Source organism: Rhizobium sp. AB2/73 (genome assembly GCF_020871915.1).
GTDB lineage: Bacteria > Pseudomonadota > Alphaproteobacteria > Rhizobiales > Rhizobiaceae > Rhizobium > Rhizobium dioscoreae.
This window is the reverse complement of the sequence record NZ_CP067075.1, coordinates 1-21664: the sequence shown is the minus strand read 5'-3', so window position 1 is coordinate 21664 and position 21664 is coordinate 1. Positions and strand designations below refer to the sequence as shown.

The following is a 21664-nucleotide window of genomic DNA, read 5'->3' as shown; positions in this document are numbered from 1 at the left end:
CCGCCCGTAACCATCGCTCATCCATGGCTCCTTCAGACCCGGAGTGCCGAAACCGACACCGGAGCGTCCCACCCCCGAACCCTGAAATCTCCGACGTGAGAGAGTCCGCAACCGTCATCGACCATATCGGCGAAGGCTTGGGACACCAGGACGGGGGATCCTACTTCCTTCGTAAGGGCCTCGAGGCGGGAAGCGATGTTGACCGCCGGGCCGATGACGGTGAAATCCAACCTACGATTGGATCCTATGTTGCCGTAGGCGACGTCTCCGACGTGGACACCTACACCGTAACTGAGATGCGGCAAACCCTTGCTAGAGTTGGCACGGTTCAATTCCCACATGGCTGATTGCCCCTCGCGCACAGCGCAGATCAAATTCGTGCATGCTTTCGGTTCGTTGAGGGGAAATACGGCGAGGAGCCCATCACCCATAAACTTCAGGATCTCGCCCCCGTGAGCCTCGATCGGTGTCGTGACGGCATCGAAATAACCATTCAAGATCGCCAACACGCTTTCCTGATCCCAATGGCTCGAGATTTCGGTGAAGTTGCGAAGGTCGCAGATCATGATCGCCGCCGATATCGTTGACGCGGTTCCACGCCTGGTCGCGCCGGCAAGTATTTCGGCACTGGCCTTTGGTCCTACGTATGTATCCAAAAGCGTTCGCGCGACGACGTTCTTAATTCTAATCTCGCTGAGAAGCGTAATTGGAGGAATGAGATCGGTCAGGAAAGCAAGGTGATCTTCGCTGAAGCCTTCAGGCCCGTCGCTTGCGAAGGTGAGAACGTGACGTTTTCCGAGGGTGTGCTCAATTGGCCACGCCGCGTAATCGGTAAGGCCTTCATCCGCCAGTTCCTTGTACAGTGGATATTCCTCCGATCCCTCCGCGAGCCGCCGGAGATTTTTGCGGACGAATCGAGACCCGGCATATATTTCGCTGGCGGGACTTCGCCGGAACTGCTCGGTCTGCTCGACACCGTAGTCGAACGTCGTGATCTTGGCCTCCACCGATCCCTTCCTCCACAAGATGCGCGCTCCCAGCCACTCCGGGTGGTGGGTTCTGAAATGGAGGGTCGATCTGGCCACCGGAATGCCCTTCTCAATCAATTGTTCGCATAGCTCTACCAGGATTCGATCGATGTATCGTTCCGCCTGCGTCCCACGCATCAACCAGTCGATCAATTCGCGCTTTTTCGACGGCCAAATCTCGGCGTGGTGTCTGTGGAGGTCTTGAACCATTGGTGTCACCTAAAAGCTGCTGCCGCATGACGGGACACCGCGCGACACAAGTGCGCGGGCTACGGGATGCCCCGGCCATCACTCTGGCCCATCGCGTTCGTCGGCGACACTAGACCTGAGGCCAGTGCCACCTGACGCAACGAACAGGTTGGGCGAATTACGACCATCTCAGCTGCAGATAAACCGATCCCGGCGCGCCCGTGGGGCCTCATCGCAACGTCGAGATGACCTATCCACGTAGACAGCTATTCTCATGGGAAAGCGGAAGCCTTCATCGACGGGGAATGGCATGAGCTTGGTGCCGGCGAGTTGATCGACATCGCATCGGACGAAATGCATGCCTGGCGGAATTCATCCACAGAGGACGCCCACCTCGTATTGATCAGGACAGAGAAGATGCGAATGTTCTTCGAGACGATCGCACGCCCATTGGAAGCCAGAAAATAGATTTGGGTCCGATCCGCAGATCGCTGTACCGGCCAGCGGTCTTTTGAAATGCCGCAATTAAAGGCCTGACAGAAGACTGCGCTCGATCACAGGTTCATATGGGCAAAACTTCTTGCATAACGGGCGGTAACCACAGAAGTGCTGGTGACCGCCCCGATAATACAATAAATGTTTTGTTAGAACGCCCATCGTCCTGGCATCGAAGGTTACTTCGAACCTAATAGAACCGGAGGACGTCCAATGAATTCCCGCAAAAGTCTACACCTCTCTCGCCGTGGTTTCTGCTTGTGCTGCGTAGGGGCCGCCACCGTCGGACTGACCGGCGGATGGCTCTCCCCTCCCCAAGCTTATGCCGAGGCTCATCGCCTAGTTGGCATGATCAGGGATGCTGCCGCGAAGGCGAATATCACAACACATAAGCTTCGAGGAAACGTGTCCATTTTGGAAGGTTCCGGCGGGAATATCGCCGTACACGCCGGCCCCGACGGAAAACTGCTGATCGACGCCGGCATTACCGCTACAAGGCCGCGGATTGAAAAGGCGTTAGCGGCGCTCGGCCCTCAGCCGATTGCGAACCTAGTCAACACGCACTGGCACTTCGACCATGCCGACGGAAATGAATGGCTCCATTCGGAGGGCGCGTCTATCGTGGCCCACGTCAACACGAAGAAGCATCTCATGGAAGCGCAGCGGGTTGTCGATTGGGATTTTACCTTCCCGCCTTCGCCGGCAGGCGCGATCCCCGGCGAAACCTTCGACGCCGATAAATCGGTCACTCTTGCCGGCTGCAAGCTGGACCTCATTTGCTACGAGCCAGCCCACACTGACAGCGATATCGGCGTTCATTTTGTAGATCAGAACATCCTGCATGTGGGGGATACCTATTGGAACGGTATCTACCCGTTTATCGACTACTCGACCGGCGGCAGCATCGACGGGACTATCACCGCTTGCGCGAAAAACCTGCAACTCGCCGAGAAAGACACGGTAATCGTCCCCGGTCATGGAAGCCCGATCAGCAAAAAGACCGAGCTGAAGGAGTTCTACGATATGCTCGTTGCGATCAGAGAGAACGTATCCAAACTCAAGCAACAAGGCATGTCGTTGGGTGAGACCGTCGCCGCGCAACCGACTAAGAAATTCGATCGCAAATGGGGACAGTTTGTCATAACACCGGCGCTATTTACCGAGCTGGTATATCAAGGCGTTTGATGAAGGGGGGGCCGTCAATCAACTAGTTCGTTATATTTCACAGGCTTGCCTGTCCGAGTCCGTGGATAGCGCGATTGGTTAAGGCCTTCCGCTTAACGTGAGTTCGTCGAATAATTCGATGGAGACTCATGTGACAGCGCTGGTCGAGGTCTGCAATGCATTGTATGCGGCCGCCTCGATGGGCGAGACGATCGAAGCCGCGCATGCCAGAATCGTCTCCTGCAGCGCCTTCCCATTTTTTCTCACCCGTGTAGCCTGCGTGGGATGAATTAGTCCGGGACGGGGCGCCTGTTCGTGCCTCCAGGTGGTCACAAAAGTCAATGCCACATTAGACCGCGAGCAACTTCGTCGTAAGCGCGATTTTCGATTCCTATTGAAGTAGAAGGGATTGATTGCGGTTGCGTCCACCATAGGCGTTGCGGACGCAATCCTTGCGTAGCTATCGGCTCAAGCTTTGGCCTGAGCTTTGGCGAAGTTGAAGGGCAGCAGGTCGTTGATGTCGGCTTCGCGATCGCGCTGTTGGAGCTCCGTGAGCACGTGGCGGAGCCAGACGTAGGGATCGATGCCGCAGGCGCGGCAGGTCAGGACAAGGCTATAGACGATGGCGCTTGCTTTGGCGCCGGCGGGCGTGTCGCTGAACAGCCAGCTGTTGCGTCCGGTGCAGGTCGGGTGGACATTCTGCCCATATCGAGCAAGAGCTCATAGTCCATTATCGCTGGCACGCGCTTTACGGGCGTTGCGTGCGGCGGCTTTACGATGAGACTCGGCGTGGGATGGAGACGGTCGTCGGTGAAGTAGAGCCTGGGGTGGCGCTTTGCTTTCCGGCCTGGATCTTCGATCCGATAATTTGTTCAGCAATGCAGATCGGACAGCCCTACGGAAAAATCGAGGGTCTTGCGGATCTATGTCTCTTGCTTGAGAGGCACAGACTCAGGCGAAGTTTCTCAGACGACAGCACCGTCGTCGAGGAGGATCGTCATGAGGAAGTCATTCGACCTGATCTTAACACCCCGCCCGCCGCGCCAGCTCTGCATTCTACTGGACCCGCCCGAGCTGAATGGGATCAAGGCCACCGAACGAAGCGCGGTCACCATAAGGTTGGCGCGGCTTCTCATGGAAGCCGCCGGCGCAAGAACGGGGGAGAACGGCAATGACTGATGTCGATATTTTGCCGCCTTCAATATTGAAGCGCAAGGCTGTGGTTTATGTTCGCCAATCGTCGCAAGCCCAGGTCCAGCACAATCTTGAGAGCCAGCGGCGACAGTATGAGCTGGTCGATGAAGCCCGCCGGCGCGGATTCCGAGACGTTGAAGTTATCGATGATGACCTTGGCCGTTCCGCAAGCGGAACGGTCGCTCGCCCAGGATTTGATAAACTCATCGCCGGGCTATGTGCCGGCAATGTCGGCGCCGTTCTGTGCCTGGATGCGTCGCGTTTGGCTCGCAATGGACGTGACTGGCACCATTTACTTGAACTCTGCGGGCTGGTTGAGGCAAGGGTTATTGACCTTGAAGGGTAAACGCTCAATTTGGTTCACCTATGAAGAGGATCGGTTTTACTGGCCGAACCGTCGGGAGGCGGTAGCGCATCTGACGACGGAACAGCTACATTGGCTGCTCGACGGCATCGACATCGAAGCCGTGTCCCCTCACCCGCTGCGGCAGTATGCCAGTGCTGGGGCACAGGTACCGCAGAACTTTGATACGCCTCTGCTGCCTGAACGATCGCCGGGATAGGTGCGGCCAAAAAATCGTTGACGTTGCCAGGGTGTTCCGATTCAAAACTGGAATGAACAGCACGAACCATCCAAGCGTCGAAGCCTGCTGGCACAGCTTGCGGCAAACGCGGCCGAGATTGCCGCGTTGAAGGCGCGCGTCAGCAAGCTGGAGGAAGAATTGCGGCTGGCGCAGCAGCACCGCTTTGGGCCCAGCAGCGAACAGCATATGGACCGGCTGTTCAACGAGGCCGAACAGGACGCCGACAACACCCCTGACGTCGATGGAGATCTGGACGCCGACTTAACCGGCCTCGACACCGCCGATCTTCCCGACACGGGCCTGCCGGAGCTCGGAAAGCCTGAGGGCCGCAAGCGCGGTCGTCGGCCTCTGCCGGCCGATCTGCCACGCGAGCGCGTCGAATACGACCTGCCTGAGGATCAGAAACTCTGCCCGTGCTGCAAAAATCCGCTGCATCGGATCACCTGGGCACTGATTGCCTGCGGCGGTGCTTACGCAATCCCGGAAAGAGGCTGATAGTCTCACCGGGTGGGGAGCGGCAGATCTGGTTGGAGGTCATGGGAAAAAGCGGAACAGGACCGGAGCGGGAAAACCAGTTGTCAACGGAACGACATCGAGCGCAATCCGCCGATTTGGACCCGATCCACGAACTCGCCATGAGGGCCCGCGGTGTAAATGGCCGAATTATGAGGCCGGATACACGTAGGAACTCAACCGCTCCGTCCCTTCGACAAACGTCAGAAAATGCTTGCTAACCCGGGGGCGTCCATACACGTTGACGCTTTATCGATGGATTTGCGAGTGCGCGTTGTCGCGCGCACCATTCGGTTCCTGGACATCGCAAACCTTCATCGCTGGCCTTCGATTTTGGGAATGGTCGCACCCTGGATTGTCGACAGACCGATGAAAAGGCGCATCTTTGAAACCTGGATCGAGACCCAATTCGCTCCGACGCTGACGACGGGCGATGTCGTCATCCTCGACAACGTCGCCTTCCACAAGAGCCCTCGAGCCGAGGAACTGGTCAAGGCAAAGGGAGCCTGGCTGCTGTTTCTACCGCCATATTCGCCAGACCTGAATCCGATTGAAATGGCCTTTGCAAAATTGAAAGCGCTCTTGCGAAAGCGCGCCGCCCGTAGCTTCGAGGCAATCGCCAATGCTCTCGGCGAAATCATTGATTGATCTCTTCTCCGTCGCCGAATGCAGAAACTACTTCAAAGCTGCAGGCTATGAGGGCAATTAAACGAGACAAGCTTTAGGCGGAGCCGCCAGCGGCTCCTCCCAAGGCTCAGTGATGCCCTTGGGCACCAACGGCCATGCACCTTGGAAGCTCACATCCCGCAACCATTGTTACGGGAAACAGGTGAGCCTGCTCGTTAGCATTGCACTGCAATGAGGAACTGACATAACGCTCATAAAGGTCGATGGAGGGACGCGCGGGATCGCTGAAGTGATGGATGTATGTTCCGTTGCTGCTCAATTCCGTCTTCAGCGTCGAGCAGGTGTCCGCGGCCTCCGCGACGGACACCATCAAGCTTGCCCCCAGTGCGATAACAATAGATGCGCGAGCCCCCAATTTCGGTGCTGCGAGGATGGCTTCTTTGAGTTTGGTGCGTTTAGCCATGTCGATATCCTCTTCGTTGGAACAGGAACGCAGGGTATGTCGCGTCCTGCACGAGGGACAGTTGGACAGTGGTATCTGCTTTCGATACTCGGGATTGGTTTGCCGCATACCTAGGAACAAGGTCCACCAAACTGAAGGTGAAGGTTTGCTACGGCGGAGGATGTTGATATTCGCGGTACATCCGCAACTCGAAGACGCTGTCACAGAACTGCAAATTCGCATCAACTCGACCGGGCCGCGGAAAGACACCCTCGATCGTTGATGTCGAATCGGCCGTAACGAGATTCGCGCTGGCAAATGAATGCCGAGAGTTGTTTCAAGGGGCCGAATCCCAATTCGCCCCCGATTCGAGAGCGGATATTACAATAAATCGGGAGCTCCGGTGGCAATGCTAAGCGAGCCAAACGAAGGAGCTTCCCAATGTCTGCACTTTCAATCGCAGAGACGGTTGTCCCGGCACTCGGAGAATTCCCGAGCTTCGCCGAGGGCGACAAGATTAAAACCTCGACTCGCGAGCCCGTCGGTCATTATCGCCTTCCCACCTATCTGCGCGGCAAGGCCGGAGTGATCGAGAAGGTAATCACCACGATGGCGGTCGATAACGAAGAGGAAGCTTACGGCAGGAACGCCGGCTCCAAGGGCTACTACTACCGCGTCGCCATACCGATGTCCGAAATCTGGCCGGACTACCAGGGTTCGGCGAACGACGGACTCCGAATTGAGATATTCCAGAATTGGCTTGAAAGGATCTGAAAATGCATGAGGATCATGACCACGCCCCCGAAAGGCACGCCCATGACCATGATCACGATCATCCGCATGCGGAAATCGCGATTACGGAACAGCCCGGCTATTACGAGGTAATGGAAACGGCGATCCGAGAATTGCTGATCGATCGAAAACTCTTTGGCGCGGACGAGATCCGGCGTCAAATCGAGGTCCTGGATTCACGTACCCCCGCGCTCGGCGCGAAGATCGTCGCTCGTGCCTGGACGGACGAAAACTTCAAACAACGCCTGCTTCAGGACGGCCGCAAAGGTTGCGAGGAACTGGGCATTTCTTTCTACGATGACACCCAGTTGATCGTTCTGGAAAACACGAAAGACGTCCACAACTTGATCGTCTGCACGCTGTGCTCCTGCTATCCGCGTCCGGTTCTCGGTTTGCCGCCGGATTGGTACAAGCTGAAGCCCTATAGGTCGCGTGCCGTGCACGAGCCGCGAGCGGTTCTGCGGGAGTTTGGTACGACAATCCCTGATGACGTCGAAATTCGAGTCAGCGACTCGACGGCCATGGTTCGCTATCTCGTGCTGCCGATGCGGCCCGAGGGCACAGAACATCTTTCCGAAGAGCAACTAGCAGACCTGGTTACTCGCGATGCGATGATCGGTGTCGTCCCCGTTGAATACAAGAGGGCAGCATGATGGGTACTGAAACACTTGTAAAAAGACTCTCGAACGACATCGGCGGCATCGATGGCGGAAAGATTGAACGCGTGGAGCACGAGTTGCTCCCTTGGGAAAAGCGTTGTCATGCACTCGCGGATGTTCTCGATTTCCGTAAGATCATCAATACTGAAGAGAAGCGTCGCGGTGTCGAAGCCCTCGGATCGGAAATGGTGGCAAAGCTCACCTACTACGAGCGGTGGATCGTCGCTTTTTCCAACATCCTGTTCCAGAAAGGCATTCTGACGCCCGGCGAGCTGGCTGCTCGGATGGCGGCCGTGGAGGCTCGTGCAGCGACCGATGCCGCGCGGATGGAATATCCGAATGGCTGACCAGGTGGCCACCGGTCAGCGATGCTTCTTCGAACACGATCCGTCGTGCCCGTTGTATCGTAGGGCATTCGTCGAATTTCTTGGAACGTGCCTGCTTGCGATTGGCATGGTTGGTTCCGGGCTGGCTGTACAAAAACACCTCGGATCGGAGCCGGTTGTTGCCGGCTTCGCTATCTCGGTTTCGATTGCCGGCGCATTGGTCGGCCTTATTGTCTCACTGGGGAAAGTTTCCGGTGGGCATTTCAATCCGTTGATCACGTCGGCGCAGTGGCTTCGCGGCGAGCGGCATGGCGACTGTACCATCGCTTATGTGGTCGGACAGACGATGGGCGCGGTCCTGGGAGCAAAGATTTGCGGGTTGATGTTTGGTGAGCTGCCCAACCCGGCGCATATCGGACTCGCCAGCCCAGGTACGATCTTGAGCGAGATCGTCGCATCGGCTGGACTGATGATCGTGGTGATCGGCTGCATCCGCAGTAGCAAATGGGAGACCGGCCCGTTTGCCGTTGGGGCTTGGTTGACCGCAGCTATTCTGGCAACGCCATCGACCTCTTACGCAAACCCCGCCGTGACAATCGCCGCCGCGGTGGCCGTCGGGCCGGTTGCACTTTCCACGAAGACGGCCGCGGCGTTTGTTGTTGCGCAACTGGTTGGGATGCTCGTCGCCATGATCGCCACACGCATAGCATTTGCCGGCCAAAGCATGGTGTCGGATACCCGGGTTGCCAATGGAGGAAAGCCCCATGATGCAGCCTGAAGGAATGTCCATTTACCCAACGACGCTACCGCCAGCCGAGGCGATCGAACAGTTCGAGGCTATCGTCAAATCGATGGGTATGAAGATTTTCGCCAAAATAGACTTCTCGATCGACGCCGCAAATGTAGGGCTGAAGCTTGAGAGCACAATGCTTCTAGTTTTCGGCAATCCCCGGGTCGGAAGCCTGCTTTTGCAGGAAAATCCATCCGTCGGAATCGACTTGCCGCTGAAAGCGTTGGCATGGACGGCAGATGACCGCCACTGGTTTGCGTATGACCTGCCCTCGTTCCTCGCACGTCGTCACGGCATTGAACAGCGAGGCATCATCGAAAAGATGTCACAGGCTTTGGAAACTGCCGCACATGTGGCGGTTGTCGATCGATCCAAGCATCCATCCAAGAAGGAGACAGAACAATGAGTGCACGTACCGATACCCGATCCGCTGCGACAGCGAACCCCTCCAGGGTTGTGTCGCTATTTGCCTTTGCAATATTAGGGATGGTCTTAGTCGGAGGAGTTGGCTTCCTCGGCTCGCCGACCATCCACGATGCTGCACACGATGTGCGCCATATGCTCAGCTTTCCGTGCCACTGAGAGGCGGCTAAGATGAATTACTTTCGGAGCCTGTTCTTGACCGCGCTCCTCGCAGGGCTGGCGGGTGGAATCCTTTCGTCGGCAGCGAACATCACATTGACCGTTCCCTTGATCTTGAAAGCCGAAGTCTTCGAACGCGAGGCAGATCACAAGGCAGAGGCCCTCACTTCTTCATCCGAGCAACACGATCACGAGCACGAAGCGCCCGCAGAGGCTCGCGATTTGCTCACACTGATAGCAACGCTGCTTGCATATATCGGTTTTGCACTGCTACTCACCGTTTCAGCGGATATGCTCGGAATGATGAACGATTGGCGGTCCGGATTCGTCGGCGGCCTCGCAGGCTTTGTGGTGTTCAGCCTCTTGCCCGCGCTCGGTCTGCCACCCGAGCTCCCCGGCATGCCTGCAGCAGCGTTGGAAGCGCGGCAACTCTGGTGGTTGGGTACAGCAGCTAGCGCGGCTGCCGCAATAGTCATCTCGGTGCGATTCAAGAGAATGGAAGCTTATGCGGTGGGCCTCCTTTTCGTTTTTCTCCCATTTGCCTTAGGTGCTCCAGTCGCTCCGAAGGTGGCCACACCGGTACCCAGAGAGCTTTACCGTGAATTCGTGCTTCATACGCTGGTTGTCAGCCTGATGAGCTGGGCTCTGGTCGGCCTCTGCGTAGGCTGGCTGAGAAGCCGATCCGGTTTTGAACGACCAAGAGCTGCGACGTTCTATTGACGGATCTGTACAATTTGCTGAACAGGCTATTCGAAGGTCGCACATTGCCAATCCAGCCGCAATCGGTAGGCAGGGTTTTCCGGAAAACAGGAAAATGATAATGTATAAAGAATGGACGGCAAATGGCGCATGGTTCGATGTCGTGGGCCCAAAAGTCAGGTTGCTGAGCGCTTCTCAACAATCTCCTTCCGAATTCAGCGTCCTCGAGGCACGGCTTGCTCCCGGCGTGTTTGTGCCGCTGCACAGTCACGAGGATAGGGAAGCGTTCTACGTCGTCTCCGGAAAAGCAGAAGCTTACGTCAATGGGGCCTGGCAGGAGCTTTGTGCCGGGGAGTTGATCGACATCGCACCGGACAAAATGCATGCATGGCGTAATTCATCCACGCAGGACACGCATCTGGTGCTGATCACCACCGAGAAAATGCGGATGTTCTTCGAGACGATCGCACGCCCCTTGGACGCCGGAATTCCTTCCGCGGCCGACATGGCGGCACTTGTGCAAGCGTCCCAAAAATACGGCTATCGGCTGGGATCGCCAGCCGATAACGCTTCGATCGGGCTGACACTCGGATAAGCGTTCGAACAGATCGGACGTATTCGCAGCGGATGCTCGCTCCACATCGCTCGTGACGCTATTTCAATAGTTAGGATCAAAGATGTCTCAGGATGATACCAGTCGGACGATGAAAACCCGCCTACGACCTATCGACAGAGAGGGGTTGATCGCCTTTGCAGAGCGCGGAAGAGCCAACCCAGAAAGGCGGGGCATCAACGTGGTTCGAACTGTTTGCGAAGGGCAATTTCGCTCCCTGAGCTATGTCGGCGAGCACCGGCCCGTTATCGTTGACGAACCGCTTCACTTGATGGGGCAGAACACCGCGCCCGCCCCCGGGGAAATTGTGCTCTCCGGTCTGGGAGGGTGCATCGCCGTTGGAATAGTCGCGATCGCAGCTTGGAAGAACGTGGAACTGACACGCTTGGAGATCCATCTCGAAGCGGACATAGGAAATACCGCCGCTTGGGGTGCCGGCGGCGCATCACGGGAGCCCTCCGAAATGGGATTCCAGGTTATTCGCATCAAGGTCGATATCGAGGGCGATGCCCCTCGCGAAGTTCTGGACGAGATCGTGCAGCGTGCGAATTACTACTCGCCTGTAGCGAACACGATGCGCAACCCGATACCTTTCGAAATCGCATTGCTTCCGGAAACAAGCGAATCCGAGGTGTAGCGCCGGTCGTTTCGATGACGCAAGCTATACTAATTGGTTTCTATTTAGGTGACCCCTGAGGTACTTGCGATGCTGGATAAAGCAAACGTTCTCCTTGTTCACGGAAGTTGGGCCGATGCCTCGTGTTGGAGGCTTGTAATTCCGGAACTGCTTCAGGCAGGTTTGGGAGTTCAGGCCGTCCAATTGGACATGAGATCCTTTGAGGACGACGTCGAGACAGTCGAGCGCGCGGCGACTGCTCTTGGTCACAATTTGGTGGCCGGTCACTCGTATGGGGGAGCGGTCATCTCGGCCTTAGACCCGTCCGCTCTCGATATTCGAGGTCTTGTTTATGTGGCCGCGTCCGCTCCGGAGGAAAGCCAAACGCTCTCCAGTCTAATGACTGCCTATCCGAGCGAAGTGACCGTGAAAACGGTTATCGACAGCGCTGGCTATGTGTGGGCGGCGGATCGGGACAATTTTGAATTAGCGATCGGGCAAGATTTGGACGCGGAAACACTAGACGTATTGTATGCGACACAACGTCCCATTCACATCGAAATATTCGAAGCGAAGATTTGCGACCCTGCGTGGCGGCACGTAGAAAGCCGGTATTTGGTGGCTAAACAGGACCATCTGTTCAGCCCGTCCACTCAGCGGATTCTCGGAAACAAAATCGGGGCGACGACGGTGGAGGTGAATGGCGGGCACATGTTGCCCCTAAGTCACCCATCGAATGTTGCCAAAACGATCATTGATTTTGCCAGGAGCCTAGAGAGGCATTCCAGGAATTCGTAGCAGGAAGATACAATAACGGATCCATCTGCAGAGCAAAATACGCGTCTCGGCAGCACGAAAAGGTCGCGTGATCTCGCGGGAAGCGACAGTATGGGTTCCCATGTCGATCAACGGGCAAAAAGCCGGACGAGGACTATTGTCATGCCTACTGGCAACGTTTGTCGACCGCACGATGCGGCGGTCTTCGGGTTCGGAGCCATTCTTGTTGTGGGATGCCTCTGGTTCCTCGATACTGCCGACAACTCCCAGGTCCTGCCCGCCTTGTATGCCGGTTTTGCTATGTTGGGAACCGCGAACCGATGCAAACGAATAGCCATAACGTGGGCAATACTTTGTGTGGCTTCTGCAGCCTCAGCTCATGTTTTGCAGCTGACGACAACCGGGCAGTTCCATGGACTTCGCCTTGCTGCTGACCTCGCCATCATAGCGGTCGTGGGCCGAATTAAACTGGAAAGCTCGACATTCGCGAGCAACCGCGAAGAGCTTTCTCGATCACTCCAGGACCTAAAAGCGTTTGCGGACTCGGTCCCTCAAGTCTTATGGGGAACCCGCGCCGACGGTTACTGCGACTTCTTGAACGCCCGCTATGCCGAGGTGTTCGGCATTCCTATCGCCACTGCTATCGAAGACCAGTCTTGGGCTTCGCCTGTACATCCCGACGACAGAGGTAAGATGTACGAGACATGGCGTCAGGCCATAGACAGCGAAGCCACTGATTTCCGCGCTTACGGTCGTTTTCGCTTTCGTGACGGGACGTATCATTGGATGCAGTCAGTCGGTCGCTCCATAAGGTCCGAAACCGGAGAGGTCGCGCGATGGTACGGCGGACTCGTCGATGTGAACGCAGAAATCGTCGCTCGACAGACGATCGAACGCCTGAATTCCGAGCTCCAGGACGTGATCGACAAGCGGACAAGCCAGCTCGAAAATCTGGAATGGCGACTTCAGATGCTTTTCGAAGACAAGAGCATCGGCATCCTTGAACTGTACGTTGGCTCCGTCGATAGCATGCTTGAAAGGTTCTCTGACTCTAAGGGGCAGCCCAATCTCTATAACTACCATTATATTCTCACCGAACGACGTCATCAGATAGAGACACTGGAACTTGATGAAAAGGCCAGAACGCTGTTGGGATATCGCGACAGGTCCGATTTTGACCTTTCGCTGAAAGATGAACCAAACGGTCCCGCGTATTCCATTGTACTCACTATTATCGAAGCAATCTTTTCCGGCAGGAACGAAGCAAGAGGGACGATCAGCATCGCGAGGAAGAACGCCCCCCCGAACAATTGACATACGAGGTGAAGATACAGGCCGATGGGCGATCCCTTGTGATCATCGCGAATGTTCCCCAGCGTGACGAAACAAAAAAGGCGATCATCGAAGCGCGAAGGGAACTTGTCCGTGCGAACCGCGCAGCCGTCACCGGTGCCCTGTCAATTGCTGTCCTCCACGATATCAGCCAGCCGCTCACCGCATTGTCTATTGATGTTGGTACCGCAATACGAATGGTCGATCCACGTCAGCCTAGCGGTCAGAAAGCGCTGAAAGCACTGGAACGCGTGCGCGGAAATGCCCAGTGTCAATCGGCATCGTAACGGGACCCCTTATCGGCTCCCAAAAGGGACCCCTGCCTCTGGTTGCATCGGGTCAGCGCGCGTAGGCCCGGAGCTCTCCATTTAGCGCAGGGGCCTGCGGGCGCGGGTTGTTTGTCTTTTCGGCTTTAGCTTTGAGAGCGGTTTTTGAAGCGCCAGGATTCATTCCCGGTCTCAACGATTTCGCAATGGTGGGTTAGCCTGTCGAGGAGGGCGGCGGTCATCTTGGCGTCGCCGAAGACGGCCGGCCACTCGCCGAACGCCAGGTTCGTCGTGACGATGATCGAGGTCCGCTCGTAGAGCCTGCTGATCAGATGGAAGAGGAGCTGGCCGCCGGCCTGAGCGAATGGGAGGTAGCCGAGTTCGTCCATGATGACGAAGTCGAGCCTGGTGATGAAGTCGGCCAGCCGCCCCTGCTTTCCGCTACGTGCCTCCGTCTCGAGCCGATTGACGAGGTCGACGACGTTGAAGAAGCGGCCGCGTGCGCCGTTGCGGATTAGGGCGCGTGCGAGCGCGATGGACAAATGGGACTTCCCCGTGCCGGTTCCGCCGACCAGAACGATATTGTGCTGCTCGGCGAGGAAGGCTCCTGTCGCAAGCTGGCGCACGAGCCCTTCGTTGACCGGCGTGTCGGTGAAGTCGAAGTCGTCGATGTCCTTGGCCAGCGGCAGCTTGGCGACGGTGATCTGGTATTTGATGGAGCGCGCCTGCTTCTCGGCGATCTCCGACTGAAGTAGGTCGCCGACGATGCGTGGCGGTTCGTGCTGCCGCTTGATGCCGGAGGCCATGATCTCGTCATAGGCGCTGCGCATGCCGAACAGCTTCAGCGTGCCCATCATGTCAAGGATTTGGGATCGTTCCATATCAGCTTGCCCTCCTAAGGCTGTCGTAACGGGCGCAATCGGCCAGAGGCTCGTGGGTCAGGCGAAGCACGTCGGGAATGGAAAGGATGGCGGCCGGCTGCGGATCACGCTTGCGGGCCAGGATGTTGATGATGACGGCAGCCGAGAATACGCCCTGATCGAGCGCCTCCTGGCAGGCCGCTTCGACGGCGGGGAGTCCGTCCAGGCCCACACATTCGAGGATCGACACCATCTGCCGGTCGCCGTCATGCATGGCCTTCAGCCGGCGGCGCACCTTCTCCATGGCGGCGGGCAAAACCCAGTCGTGGAATGGCGCACCGTTGCGCAGCGCTCCCGGTTTGCGGGTCAGGACCGGCACGTAATGCCACGGATTATAGATCGTCTCGCCACGGCCGAAGCAGCGATCGTGTTGGCCGATCTCCACGCCATCCTGCCGGATGACGATGCGATCGGCATAGGCATGTATCTCGGCCGGGCGGCCGACTGCCGTGGACAGCACCGAGTATTTGTTGTTGTCGAAACGCACGAGGCAGGTCTTGCCGATCGAGGCCTGCACTGCGTGGAAGCCGTCGAACTTGCCGGGATAGCCGACCAGGTGCGGCCGTTCCCCATCGAACACCTCCCAGATCGTGCGCTCCGTTTGATCGACATGCTTGTGGGCGCGGGCATAGCTGATGCACTTGTCCAGTAACCAGCCATTCAGCTCATCGTAGGATTTGAAGCGTAGCCGCGGCGTGAAGAAGCGTTCCCGCACCAGATTGACCTGGTTCTCGACCTGGCCCTTCTCCCACCCCGACGCAGGCGTGCAGGCCACCGGCTCGATCAGGTAATGGCTGCACATCTGCAGGAAGCGGCGATTGTACTGCCGTTCCTTGCCGACGAAGACCGTCTCCACCGCGGTCTTCATGTTATCGTAGATGCCGCGCGTGCAGGCCCCGCCGAAGAACGCGAACGCCCGGTCATGGGCATCGAAGACCATCTCCTGCGTCTCGCGCGGATAGGCTCTCACATACATCATCCGGCTGTGGCAGAGCCGGACATGCGCCACCTTCACCGTCGTCGTCACGCCGTTCAGCACGACGATCTCGTGGCTCCAGTCAAACTGGTAAGCCTCGCCCGGCGCATAATAGAGCGGCACGTAGGCTTCCGCCGTTACGGAGCCGCGTTCCTTCGCCCAGGTTCGGGCGTAGCGCCGGACTGTGTCGTAACCGCCCTCGTAGCCGAGGTCGCGCAAGTCCTCGAATATCCGGATCAGTGTCAGCCGTTCGCGAGAGGATTTGGCCTCATTGGCGAGCAGCATTCCATCGAGCTGATCGCGCCAGGGCCCGAGCTTCGGCTGAGGTTGACGGGTCCGCTCATATTTGAACTCCGTCTCATCGCTGCGCAGAACCTTCCGCACCACTTTCCGCGATATGCCAAGCTCCCGGCAGATCGCCTTGATCGACTTGCCCTGCACACGGGAAAGTCGACGTATCTTTAGAATTGTCTCCACAACAAGCATCCAAATAAAAAGCCTCCGATGAAACCGGAGGCTGTTGTAACCCCATCGCAGATGGGGGTCCCGTTTGGACGCCGATCACCCCAAATGCGGGGTCCTTATTCCATGCCTAATCACAGCCCAGAGACTGATTGAGATTACAACGCATACGCGCGAGCGAATCCGGCAGCACCATCGCATAGCCGAGGCGGTCGATGTCGCCGTTGTCCTGCGGGAGGCGACTCGCTTGCTTGAGATGGATGCCAGCCGCCAGACCATCGAAATGCATGTCGAAGCACCTCAAGAAATTCCCCGCGTCTTCGCTGATCGCGGCGAGCTTCAGCAGGTCTTCGTGAACTTGCTTCTAAACGCCCTCGATGCGGTCGCCGAGGTCAATGGCAGACGGACGGTAACTGCGATTGTTGGCGTCGAGCCGCATGAAAGGCCAGTCTTGGTTGAAATATCGGATTCCGGCCCAGGAATCCCAGCAGAGAATCTCGGAAGAGTATTCGAACCATTTTTCACCACTCGCGCGAGCGGAATGGGCTTCGGGCTCCAGATCAGCCGCGCAACGGTCGAGGCCATCGGCGGACGGATTTTTTGTCGCAACGGTGATGCGGGCGGCGCTATCTTCTCAGTTGTACTTCCATGGGCGACTGACGTTGGTGACGCCGCAACGTCATTGTGAGAAGCTTCATTTGTCAAACTTGAGCAGTTTGTGGAAGCTGGACCGAGTCACACGCTGCGGCCAGCCAGACGGAAAACAGATCTTACTATCTCGTCAACGTCGGCGGCCTTGCTGATGAAGGCAGATGCGCCGCCTTCAATCGCCCGCCGCTTCGTCATTTCGTCATCCTGCGACGTGATGAAGATTGTTTTGATATCGTTTCGCGCGGCGCTTATCCTCGCCTGGAGTTCAAGACCGCTCATGCCAGGCAGGCGCTGGTCCAAGACGACGCAGACTACATCTGCCGATTCAAGGTATTCCAGAAACAATTCCGCGCTTTCGAAAAGGACTGTTTCACAATCGTACGACGCGAAAAGATCGCAATAGGCCTTTCGTACAGCAGGATCGTCTTCAACAATCGCGACGGGGACGTTTTTCAATTTATCATTCTATCGAAGCGATGGTTCCCGGGTTGCCGTCCGCTATCGCCTCCCGTGGGGGCAAGGGTGGATGGTACACTTAGAGCCAAAGTATTATCTTCTTTTGTCGGAGGCACAACTCCTTAGTGGCCGATAATGCCCCTTTTTAGTCCTATTGCGACCGCATGAGCACGGTCGTTTGCCGCCAATTTGCTCAAAATGCTCTTGATGTGTCCTTTAACCGTCTCCTCCGCGATCAACAGTACGGATCCAATTTCACGATTTGAATTTCCTTCGGCCACCAAAGAAAGAACTGCGACCTCGCGCGGAGTCAAGGGCTCGTCGTCCGCATGATTTGCTAGGGTGGTCGCCACCTCGGGGGCGACATGCCTCCTCCCCGTAACGACGGAACGAATCGTATTGATCAACTCGCGGCGAACGGAAGTCTTCAACAGGTAGGCCTGAGCACCGGCGCTCAGCGCCCTGCTCGCGATCTGCTCCAGATCATAGGTCGTCAGGACGATTATGCGCGCTGCCGGAAAACGACTTTTTATATCTCCGATAACATCGATCCCGTGGCGCTTGGGCATCTGCAGGTCGAGCAGAAGAACGTCGGGCTGCAGTTCTTCGAATTTGCGTATGGCCTCATCACCATCGGCAGCTTCTCCGACTATCTCGATATCGGGATGTGCTCCGATCAACGCGGCTAGACCTTCACGGATCAACAGGTGATCGTCGGCGGTCATGACCCGTATAGGGGTTCCACTATTCAACTCCGCCTTCCCTACTCATCATTGAGCTCCTACCGAACAAGAACGGAATGACACGATTTTGAGCGACCACCGACCAATCGTTCAGCGAACAAAGTTGCGCGTCCGCCACCGTTCGCCGGCACCGTAGACTTGTCATCAGATCTGTCCACCCTCGAAGGAGGGTGAATTCGACTTTTGCGGTCTCCCCCCTCTTTCGAGGGTATACAATACGCCCTCATCACCGATAATTCCCCAAGGATCAAGCCCATGCGGCGGGCCAGAGCACCGCGGTATCGGAAGGAGACGTTTATGGAATCGTCCAAGATCAGCTTGACTGGTACGGAAGCCGTTTCTCTCGCCATCGACATGGGGGGCGAATCACTCTCCGGCGAACAAGCAGCTCGCACCGAGCCACAAGACATCGCGGAAACCTTGTATATCCTAAAGCTCGGTCTCAGGACAAACCTACGCTGGCTTGATAGAGAAAGTCCCAACGTCGACGCGGCAGTCCGGACATCAACGCGGCTGTGCGAGTGTGTCGAGCAGCTTGAAGTCTTGATGCGACGCAGGTCCATGTAGACAATTCCCGACATCCGGGCGTGCTTCAACTTCCTCATAAAGACTTCTTAGCCGAGCCTGCGGTGTGGCAACATCGCCCAGCGCAAGACTTTTCGCCATAAACGAACCGAATATTTTGCTCTTAGAGTGGTCCCGCTGTCGGATGTCTCCAAAGTAAGCGTGATGCCCACCGCCCGAGCCCGTTCTTTCATGCCCTTTATACCGAAGTGGTTGTGTTTGCCTTGGCTCCCAGGCGCGATCCCTTTTCCGTCGTCCGAAACCGAAAGGAAGATACCTTTGGCCGTACATTCGAAAGTGAAGTCGATCTTGCTCGCATGAGCATGGCGGAACGCATTCCTCATTGCTTCGCAAGCAATCATGAAGAGGGCGTCTTGTGCAGGTAGAGGCAGCGCCGGCATCGTACCTTTCGCAAAAATGGTGAACTTCGGGCGCGTCGATTCTTCTTGGCTGGCGCTCAAATCCTCTGCCTCGGCTCGCACAGCGGACAGGAAGTTCGAAAACCGTCCGCGTGGATCCCGCAAACTTTGTATCGCTTGGCGGCTCTCGATCAGCGCCAGGTCACCGCGATCAAGCAGAGCGTCCAACGTAGACGTCGCTTCGTCGGGCCGTATAGCGATGAGCTGGCGGACAGCCTGCAGCCGAAATATGAGGCCTTGGAACGTTTGCAAAAGCGTGTCGTGAAGCTCGCGCGCCACGCGGTTTCGCTCGCTCAAACGCTCCTCTAGTCGGATTTCGTATTGAGACGAGATTTTTCTCACGCGAAACTTCCATGCATACCAAAAAGTGAGCAGGGAAATGGACGCAACCAACGTCAGGAACCACCAAGTCATCCACCACGGCGGAAGTACGACGATCGACAACGTCGCGCCGACCTGTCCCCACTCGTTACCCATAAGGGCTGCCTGGACTTCTAGATTGTATGTTCCCGCGGGAAGGTAAGCGAAACTCAGTGATCTCGTCTCGCTCGCGGTGAGGTGCCAGTCTTCATCCAGCCCGTGAAGCTTGTAACGGTAGCGGGTTGCTGACGGCGCACGATACGAAAGGGCTGCGAAACTGACGCTGATGCTGGAACGGTGGGGTATATCCAGATGCTTTGTCGCGCTATTGGTTTGCAGCGTTTGCCCGTCGACTTCCACGCTCGTGAACACTACCGGCGGCTTGAGACTTCCGCGCCCCGGCGCGTCGATGTTGGACATGACCGCTCCAGCGTAGCCGGCAAAATAGAGCGTTCCGCGAGGCGACCGATAGCACGCGTTCCATCCGGTCATATCTTCGCCAGGCAAGCCGTCTGATGTCAGAAACCTTTGGGTATCGTCTCCAGAGGGATCAATCTTGCCGATACCCTGATTGGTGCTCACCCACAGCTCGCCATTCTCATCCTCAAGAATGCAGCTGATCGCGTTCCCCGGCAAACCATCCTGTTCGAAAATTGCGTTAAACTTCCCTTCGGTTTCGGAGTGGTTCAATCCATTCTGGGTGCCTACCCAAAGCCTGCCGCTCTTATCTGTGAAGGTACTGTTGATGGTGTTGTTGGAGATCGAGAATGGGTCGGCAGGATCGCGAAGAAACCGTTCGAAAGATTTTGTCCCCAGCGAAAATCGCACCAAGCCAAGTGCAGTCCCGATCCAAAGGTTATTACGCGCGTCGGCCGTGATGTTGAAAAACGCGTTCGCGCTCTCGTTCTCCATTCGGAATGCGGTGAATTCGCCCGTGCGAACATCTAATCGATCGAGACCGTCCCAGGTAGTGATCCACATCGTTTCGGAATCGACGATTAGAACGCGCGTTACCACATCGTTGCTGATGGATTTCGGATTTGCCTCGTCGTGACGAAATATTCTCACGCTTGCCGTTTTCGGATCAAACGAGATCAATCCGGCGTGCACGGTACCAAGCCATAGCACGCCTGTGTCATCCTGAGTTATGGAGATAACATCCACCTCCGTGCCGGGACCGAGCAGATCGATGTGCTGCGTCGACCCGTCCGCGGGATTGAGGCGAATTAGAGCTGTATTCGCACCGAGCCAGACAATGCCGTCCTTATCCTCAAAGATCGCGTTTACAAATGACTCGCCGAACTTGTTCGGCTGCGACGGGGTGGGCCAAAGCTTGCGAAATTCGGGTTTCCACGGAGAGAACGTCGCCGGAGGTGAAGCCTCGAAACCAACCCAGATATTTCCCTCTCGATCTTCCGAAAGAGTGGTCAACCGATTCCCAGGTATTGTTTGCGGGTCGTTCGGGTCGTTGGTATAACGATCGAAAGTGAAGGTCTGTCGATTGAAACGCAGGAGGCCGGAACCGTAGGTCGCGATCCACATATCGCCGTTCGTGCTTTCCAAGACGTTCATAACGCCCGTTACCTTGGAATTTCCGGATGCATTCGTGATCTCAAGTCGGCGTACAGAATTCGTTTGGCGATCATAGAGCGCCAGGCCGCTCCCGGACGCATAGTAGATCCAAAACAGCCCATGAGAATCCTCGTAGAATCCGAATTGTGACCAAACTTCGGGAGACAGCGGTATCCTGTTGGATACCTTGCCTGTCTGTTCGTCCATAGCTTCCAGGCCGTTCGCGGTAGCGACCCAAAACACGCCGGAGCGGTCCCTCCCCGTCGACTTAATGTCGCTCGACGAGAGCCCCTCTGAGTTACGATCATCGTGCCGGAATTTACGGATATTCCCGCTGGCGACGTCGAGCCGATAGAGCCCCTGTTTAGTGGAAAGCCATAATGTCCCCGCACTACTCTCAAAAATGTTGATGATGGTCGGATGATCGCTATCGATGGAATAGTGGCGGAAACTGCCGGAGTCTTGATCGAAGACGTTCAAGTCTTCATCGGTGGCGACCCACAGATTCCCTGAACTGTCTTTGAAGAGAGCGTAGATCAGAACACCGCTGAGGCTCGTAGGGTCGCCGATCTTCTGGGTGAATACCTTGTACGAATAGCCGTCATACCGGTCGACTCCGTACGAGGTTCCCAGCCATACGTAGCCGGTATTGTCCTGAACAATATTTGCGACACGGGTTTGAGAAAGGCCTTCCGGTGAAAGCCGACGAAACGTCAGATCGCTTTTGTCGAAAACGCTTACTGGAACCGACTGGGGTTCGATTGACGCCAGCCGCGGTTGTTGCCCCGCCTCAGGTGCCGCTATCGAAAGGTTCGGGAAAAGTAACTGTGCGATAAGGACGATCAACATCAGC

At 56.6% G+C, this 21664-nt stretch carries 24 protein-coding genes and 5 pseudogenes; 21 read left to right on the top strand and 8 right to left on the bottom strand.

The features are described 5' to 3' along the window. Positions 1-32: 32 nt before the first annotated feature. Positions 33-1238, bottom strand: coding sequence for an adenylate/guanylate cyclase domain-containing protein (locus tag I8E17_RS34040; protein WP_112803282.1), 1206 nt, complete (start codon positions 1236-1238; stop codon positions 33-35). Positions 1239-1925: 687 nt separating this feature from the next. Here I8E17_RS34040 and I8E17_RS34035 point away from each other — a divergent pair. Together I8E17_RS34035 and I8E17_RS34030 are read left to right on the top strand one after the other, a co-directional pair. Further along, positions 1926-2897, top strand: coding sequence for an MBL fold metallo-hydrolase (locus I8E17_RS34035; RefSeq protein ID WP_113366885.1), 972 nt, complete (start codon positions 1926-1928; stop codon positions 2895-2897). Between the two features lie 130 nt (positions 2898-3027). Then, entirely contained in the window at positions 3028-3165 is a 138-nt protein-coding gene (locus tag I8E17_RS34030) for a hypothetical protein (protein WP_162750922.1), read from the top strand. A gap of 179 nt (positions 3166-3344) precedes the next feature. On the opposite strand, the pseudogene I8E17_RS34025 reads toward I8E17_RS34030, so the two are convergent. Next, positions 3345-3557: pseudogene (locus I8E17_RS34025) on the bottom strand (transposase domain-containing protein); the annotation flags it as partial. A gap of 318 nt (positions 3558-3875) precedes the next feature. On the opposite strand from I8E17_RS34025, the gene I8E17_RS34020 reads away from it, so the two are divergent. The 5 genes and pseudogenes from I8E17_RS34020 to I8E17_RS34000 form a co-directional block, all read left to right on the top strand. Beyond that, positions 3876-4055, top strand: coding sequence for a hypothetical protein (locus tag I8E17_RS34020; protein ID WP_113366886.1), 180 nt, complete (start codon positions 3876-3878; stop codon positions 4053-4055). Further along, positions 4048-4413 (top strand): annotated as a pseudogene (locus I8E17_RS34015) (recombinase family protein); the annotation flags it as partial. The gene I8E17_RS34020 and the pseudogene I8E17_RS34015, both read left to right, overlap by 8 nt. Then, positions 4298-4633, top strand: a complete 336-nt coding sequence (gene tnpB, locus I8E17_RS34010; RefSeq protein ID WP_307777832.1) for an IS66 family insertion sequence element accessory protein TnpB — start codon at positions 4298-4300, stop codon at positions 4631-4633. The pseudogene I8E17_RS34015 and the gene tnpB, both read left to right, overlap by 116 nt. An 84-nt stretch (positions 4634-4717) precedes the next feature. Further along, a pseudogene (locus I8E17_RS34005) lies at positions 4718-5092 on the top strand (transposase); the annotation flags it as partial. Between the two features lie 352 nt (positions 5093-5444). After that, positions 5445-5876 (top strand): annotated as a pseudogene (locus I8E17_RS34000) (transposase); the annotation flags it as partial. Between the two features lie 45 nt (positions 5877-5921). Here the strand turns inward: I8E17_RS34000 and I8E17_RS33995 are convergent. Then, positions 5922-6257 carry a hypothetical protein gene (locus I8E17_RS33995; RefSeq protein ID WP_113366888.1) on the bottom strand — a complete coding sequence of 112 codons (336 nt, stop codon included), beginning with the start codon at positions 6255-6257 and terminating at the stop codon, positions 5922-5924. Between the two features lie 420 nt (positions 6258-6677). Here I8E17_RS33995 and I8E17_RS33990 point away from each other — a divergent pair, with 420 nt between their 5' ends. The 12 genes from I8E17_RS33990 to I8E17_RS33935 all read left to right on the top strand — a co-directional run bounded on the left by I8E17_RS33990 (position 6678) and on the right by I8E17_RS33935 (position 13709). Further along, positions 6678-7010, top strand: coding sequence for an SH3-like domain-containing protein (locus I8E17_RS33990; RefSeq protein WP_112803290.1), 333 nt, complete (start codon positions 6678-6680; stop codon positions 7008-7010). A 2-nt stretch (positions 7011-7012) separates the two neighbouring features. Continuing rightward, complete coding sequence (locus tag I8E17_RS33985; RefSeq protein WP_113366889.1) at positions 7013-7681, top strand: nitrile hydratase subunit alpha; 669 nt, start codon at positions 7013-7015, stop codon at positions 7679-7681. Beyond that, a complete protein-coding gene (locus I8E17_RS33980; protein ID WP_112803294.1) occupies positions 7678-8034 on the top strand; it encodes an SH3-like domain-containing protein in 357 nt (118 codons plus the stop codon). The genes I8E17_RS33985 and I8E17_RS33980 overlap by 4 nt, the downstream gene beginning before the upstream one ends. Beyond that, positions 8027-8791 carry an aquaporin gene (locus I8E17_RS33975; RefSeq protein ID WP_113366890.1) on the top strand — a complete coding sequence of 255 codons (765 nt, stop codon included), beginning with the start codon at positions 8027-8029 and terminating at the stop codon, positions 8789-8791. The genes I8E17_RS33980 and I8E17_RS33975 overlap by 8 nt, the downstream gene beginning before the upstream one ends. Further along, entirely contained in the window at positions 8778-9209 is a 432-nt protein-coding gene (locus I8E17_RS33970) for a DUF302 domain-containing protein (RefSeq protein ID WP_113366891.1), read from the top strand. Before I8E17_RS33975 ends, I8E17_RS33970 begins: the two co-directional genes overlap by 14 nt. After that, positions 9206-9385 (top strand): CbtB domain-containing protein, encoded by a 180-nt coding sequence (locus tag I8E17_RS35355; RefSeq protein WP_113366892.1) that lies wholly within the window; start codon positions 9206-9208, stop codon positions 9383-9385. The genes I8E17_RS33970 and I8E17_RS35355 overlap by 4 nt, the downstream gene beginning before the upstream one ends. Positions 9386-9397: 12 nt before the next feature. Continuing rightward, on the top strand, positions 9398-10105 hold the full coding sequence (locus I8E17_RS33960) for a CbtA family protein (protein WP_113366893.1): 708 nt from the start codon (positions 9398-9400) through the stop codon (positions 10103-10105). A 100-nt stretch (positions 10106-10205) separates the two neighbouring features. Continuing rightward, positions 10206-10679, top strand: coding sequence for a cupin domain-containing protein (locus I8E17_RS33955; protein WP_162704074.1), 474 nt, complete (start codon positions 10206-10208; stop codon positions 10677-10679). An 82-nt stretch (positions 10680-10761) separates the two neighbouring features. After that, complete coding sequence (locus I8E17_RS33950) at positions 10762-11334, top strand: OsmC family protein (RefSeq protein ID WP_113366894.1); 573 nt, start codon at positions 10762-10764, stop codon at positions 11332-11334. Positions 11335-11403: 69 nt separating this feature from the next. Continuing rightward, on the top strand, positions 11404-12111 hold the full coding sequence (locus I8E17_RS33945) for an alpha/beta hydrolase (protein WP_113366895.1): 708 nt from the start codon (positions 11404-11406) through the stop codon (positions 12109-12111). Positions 12112-12201: 90 nt separating this feature from the next. Beyond that, positions 12202-13404: a PAS domain-containing protein gene (locus I8E17_RS33940; RefSeq protein ID WP_113451330.1), complete on the top strand. Its 1203-nt coding sequence runs from the start codon at positions 12202-12204 to the stop codon at positions 13402-13404. Between the two features lie 38 nt (positions 13405-13442). Then, positions 13443-13709, top strand: a complete 267-nt coding sequence (locus I8E17_RS33935) for a hypothetical protein (RefSeq protein ID WP_219511884.1) — start codon at positions 13443-13445, stop codon at positions 13707-13709. A 125-nt stretch (positions 13710-13834) separates the two neighbouring features. On the opposite strand, the gene istB is transcribed toward I8E17_RS33935, so the two are convergent. Then, positions 13835-14569: an IS21-like element helper ATPase IstB gene (istB, locus tag I8E17_RS33930; RefSeq protein ID WP_003501246.1), complete on the bottom strand. Its 735-nt coding sequence runs from the start codon at positions 14567-14569 to the stop codon at positions 13835-13837. Continuing rightward, a pseudogene (gene istA / locus I8E17_RS33925) lies at positions 14547-16070 on the bottom strand (IS21 family transposase). Before istA ends, istB begins: the two are co-directional and overlap by 23 nt. Positions 16071-16302: 232 nt before the next feature. On the opposite strand from istA, the gene I8E17_RS33920 reads away from it, so the two are divergent. Continuing rightward, the gene (locus I8E17_RS33920) at positions 16303-16734 is read left to right on the top strand and encodes an ATP-binding protein (protein ID WP_229002340.1); all 432 of its coding nucleotides are present in this window, start codon (positions 16303-16305) and stop codon (positions 16732-16734) included. Between the two features lie 47 nt (positions 16735-16781). Here the strand turns inward: I8E17_RS33920 and I8E17_RS33915 are convergent, their stop codons facing one another. Both I8E17_RS33915 and I8E17_RS33910 read right to left on the bottom strand, forming a co-directional pair. Then, positions 16782-17153 (bottom strand): response regulator, encoded by a 372-nt coding sequence (locus I8E17_RS33915; protein ID WP_112803311.1) that lies wholly within the window; start codon positions 17151-17153, stop codon positions 16782-16784. A gap of 122 nt (positions 17154-17275) precedes the next feature. Next, entirely contained in the window at positions 17276-17878 is a 603-nt protein-coding gene (locus tag I8E17_RS33910) for a response regulator transcription factor (protein ID WP_112803313.1), read from the bottom strand. Positions 17879-18193: 315 nt separating this feature from the next. On the opposite strand from I8E17_RS33910, the gene I8E17_RS33905 reads away from it, so the two are divergent. Then, the gene (locus I8E17_RS33905) at positions 18194-18463 is read left to right on the top strand and encodes a hypothetical protein (protein WP_113367307.1); all 270 of its coding nucleotides are present in this window, start codon (positions 18194-18196) and stop codon (positions 18461-18463) included. Positions 18464-18510: 47 nt separating this feature from the next. Here the strand turns inward: I8E17_RS33905 and I8E17_RS33900 are convergent, their stop codons facing one another. Beyond that, positions 18511-21660: a two-component regulator propeller domain-containing protein gene (locus I8E17_RS33900; RefSeq protein WP_162750971.1), complete on the bottom strand. Its 3150-nt coding sequence runs from the start codon at positions 21658-21660 to the stop codon at positions 18511-18513. Positions 21661-21664: the final 4 nt, after the last annotated feature.

Bases quoted from the DNA above. Each gene is read 5' to 3' on its own strand.
- I8E17_RS34040 (WP_112803282.1), bottom strand. From the start codon at position 1,238: ATGGTTCAAGACCTCCACAGACACCACGCCGAGATTTGGCCGTCGAAA.
- I8E17_RS34035 (WP_113366885.1), top strand. From the start codon at position 1,926: ATGAATTCCCGCAAAAGTCTACACCTCTCTCGCCGTGGTTTCTGCTTG.
- I8E17_RS34020 (WP_113366886.1), top strand. From the start codon at position 3,876: ATGAGGAAGTCATTCGACCTGATCTTAACACCCCGCCCGCCGCGCCAG.
- tnpB (WP_307777832.1), top strand. From the start codon at position 4,298: ATGTCGGCGCCGTTCTGTGCCTGGATGCGTCGCGTTTGGCTCGCAATG.
- I8E17_RS33995 (WP_113366888.1), bottom strand. From the start codon at position 6,257: ATGGCTAAACGCACCAAACTCAAAGAAGCCATCCTCGCAGCACCGAAA.
- I8E17_RS33990 (WP_112803290.1), top strand. From the start codon at position 6,678: ATGTCTGCACTTTCAATCGCAGAGACGGTTGTCCCGGCACTCGGAGAA.
- I8E17_RS33985 (WP_113366889.1), top strand. From the start codon at position 7,013: ATGCATGAGGATCATGACCACGCCCCCGAAAGGCACGCCCATGACCAT.
- I8E17_RS33980 (WP_112803294.1), top strand. From the start codon at position 7,678: ATGATGGGTACTGAAACACTTGTAAAAAGACTCTCGAACGACATCGGC.
- I8E17_RS33975 (WP_113366890.1), top strand. From the start codon at position 8,027: ATGGCTGACCAGGTGGCCACCGGTCAGCGATGCTTCTTCGAACACGAT.
- I8E17_RS33970 (WP_113366891.1), top strand. From the start codon at position 8,778: ATGATGCAGCCTGAAGGAATGTCCATTTACCCAACGACGCTACCGCCA.
- I8E17_RS35355 (WP_113366892.1), top strand. From the start codon at position 9,206: ATGAGTGCACGTACCGATACCCGATCCGCTGCGACAGCGAACCCCTCC.
- I8E17_RS33960 (WP_113366893.1), top strand. From the start codon at position 9,398: ATGAATTACTTTCGGAGCCTGTTCTTGACCGCGCTCCTCGCAGGGCTG.
- I8E17_RS33955 (WP_162704074.1), top strand. From the start codon at position 10,206: ATGTATAAAGAATGGACGGCAAATGGCGCATGGTTCGATGTCGTGGGC.
- I8E17_RS33950 (WP_113366894.1), top strand. From the start codon at position 10,762: ATGTCTCAGGATGATACCAGTCGGACGATGAAAACCCGCCTACGACCT.
- I8E17_RS33945 (WP_113366895.1), top strand. From the start codon at position 11,404: ATGCTGGATAAAGCAAACGTTCTCCTTGTTCACGGAAGTTGGGCCGAT.
- I8E17_RS33940 (WP_113451330.1), top strand. From the start codon at position 12,202: ATGGGTTCCCATGTCGATCAACGGGCAAAAAGCCGGACGAGGACTATT.
- istB (WP_003501246.1), bottom strand. From the start codon at position 14,569: ATGGAACGATCCCAAATCCTTGACATGATGGGCACGCTGAAGCTGTTC.
- I8E17_RS33920 (WP_229002340.1), top strand. From the start codon at position 16,303: ATGGATGCCAGCCGCCAGACCATCGAAATGCATGTCGAAGCACCTCAA.
- I8E17_RS33910 (WP_112803313.1), bottom strand. From the start codon at position 17,878: ATGACCGCCGACGATCACCTGTTGATCCGTGAAGGTCTAGCCGCGTTG.
- I8E17_RS33905 (WP_113367307.1), top strand. From the start codon at position 18,194: ATGGAATCGTCCAAGATCAGCTTGACTGGTACGGAAGCCGTTTCTCTC.
- I8E17_RS33900 (WP_162750971.1), bottom strand. From the start codon at position 21,660: ATGTTGATCGTCCTTATCGCACAGTTACTTTTCCCGAACCTTTCGATA.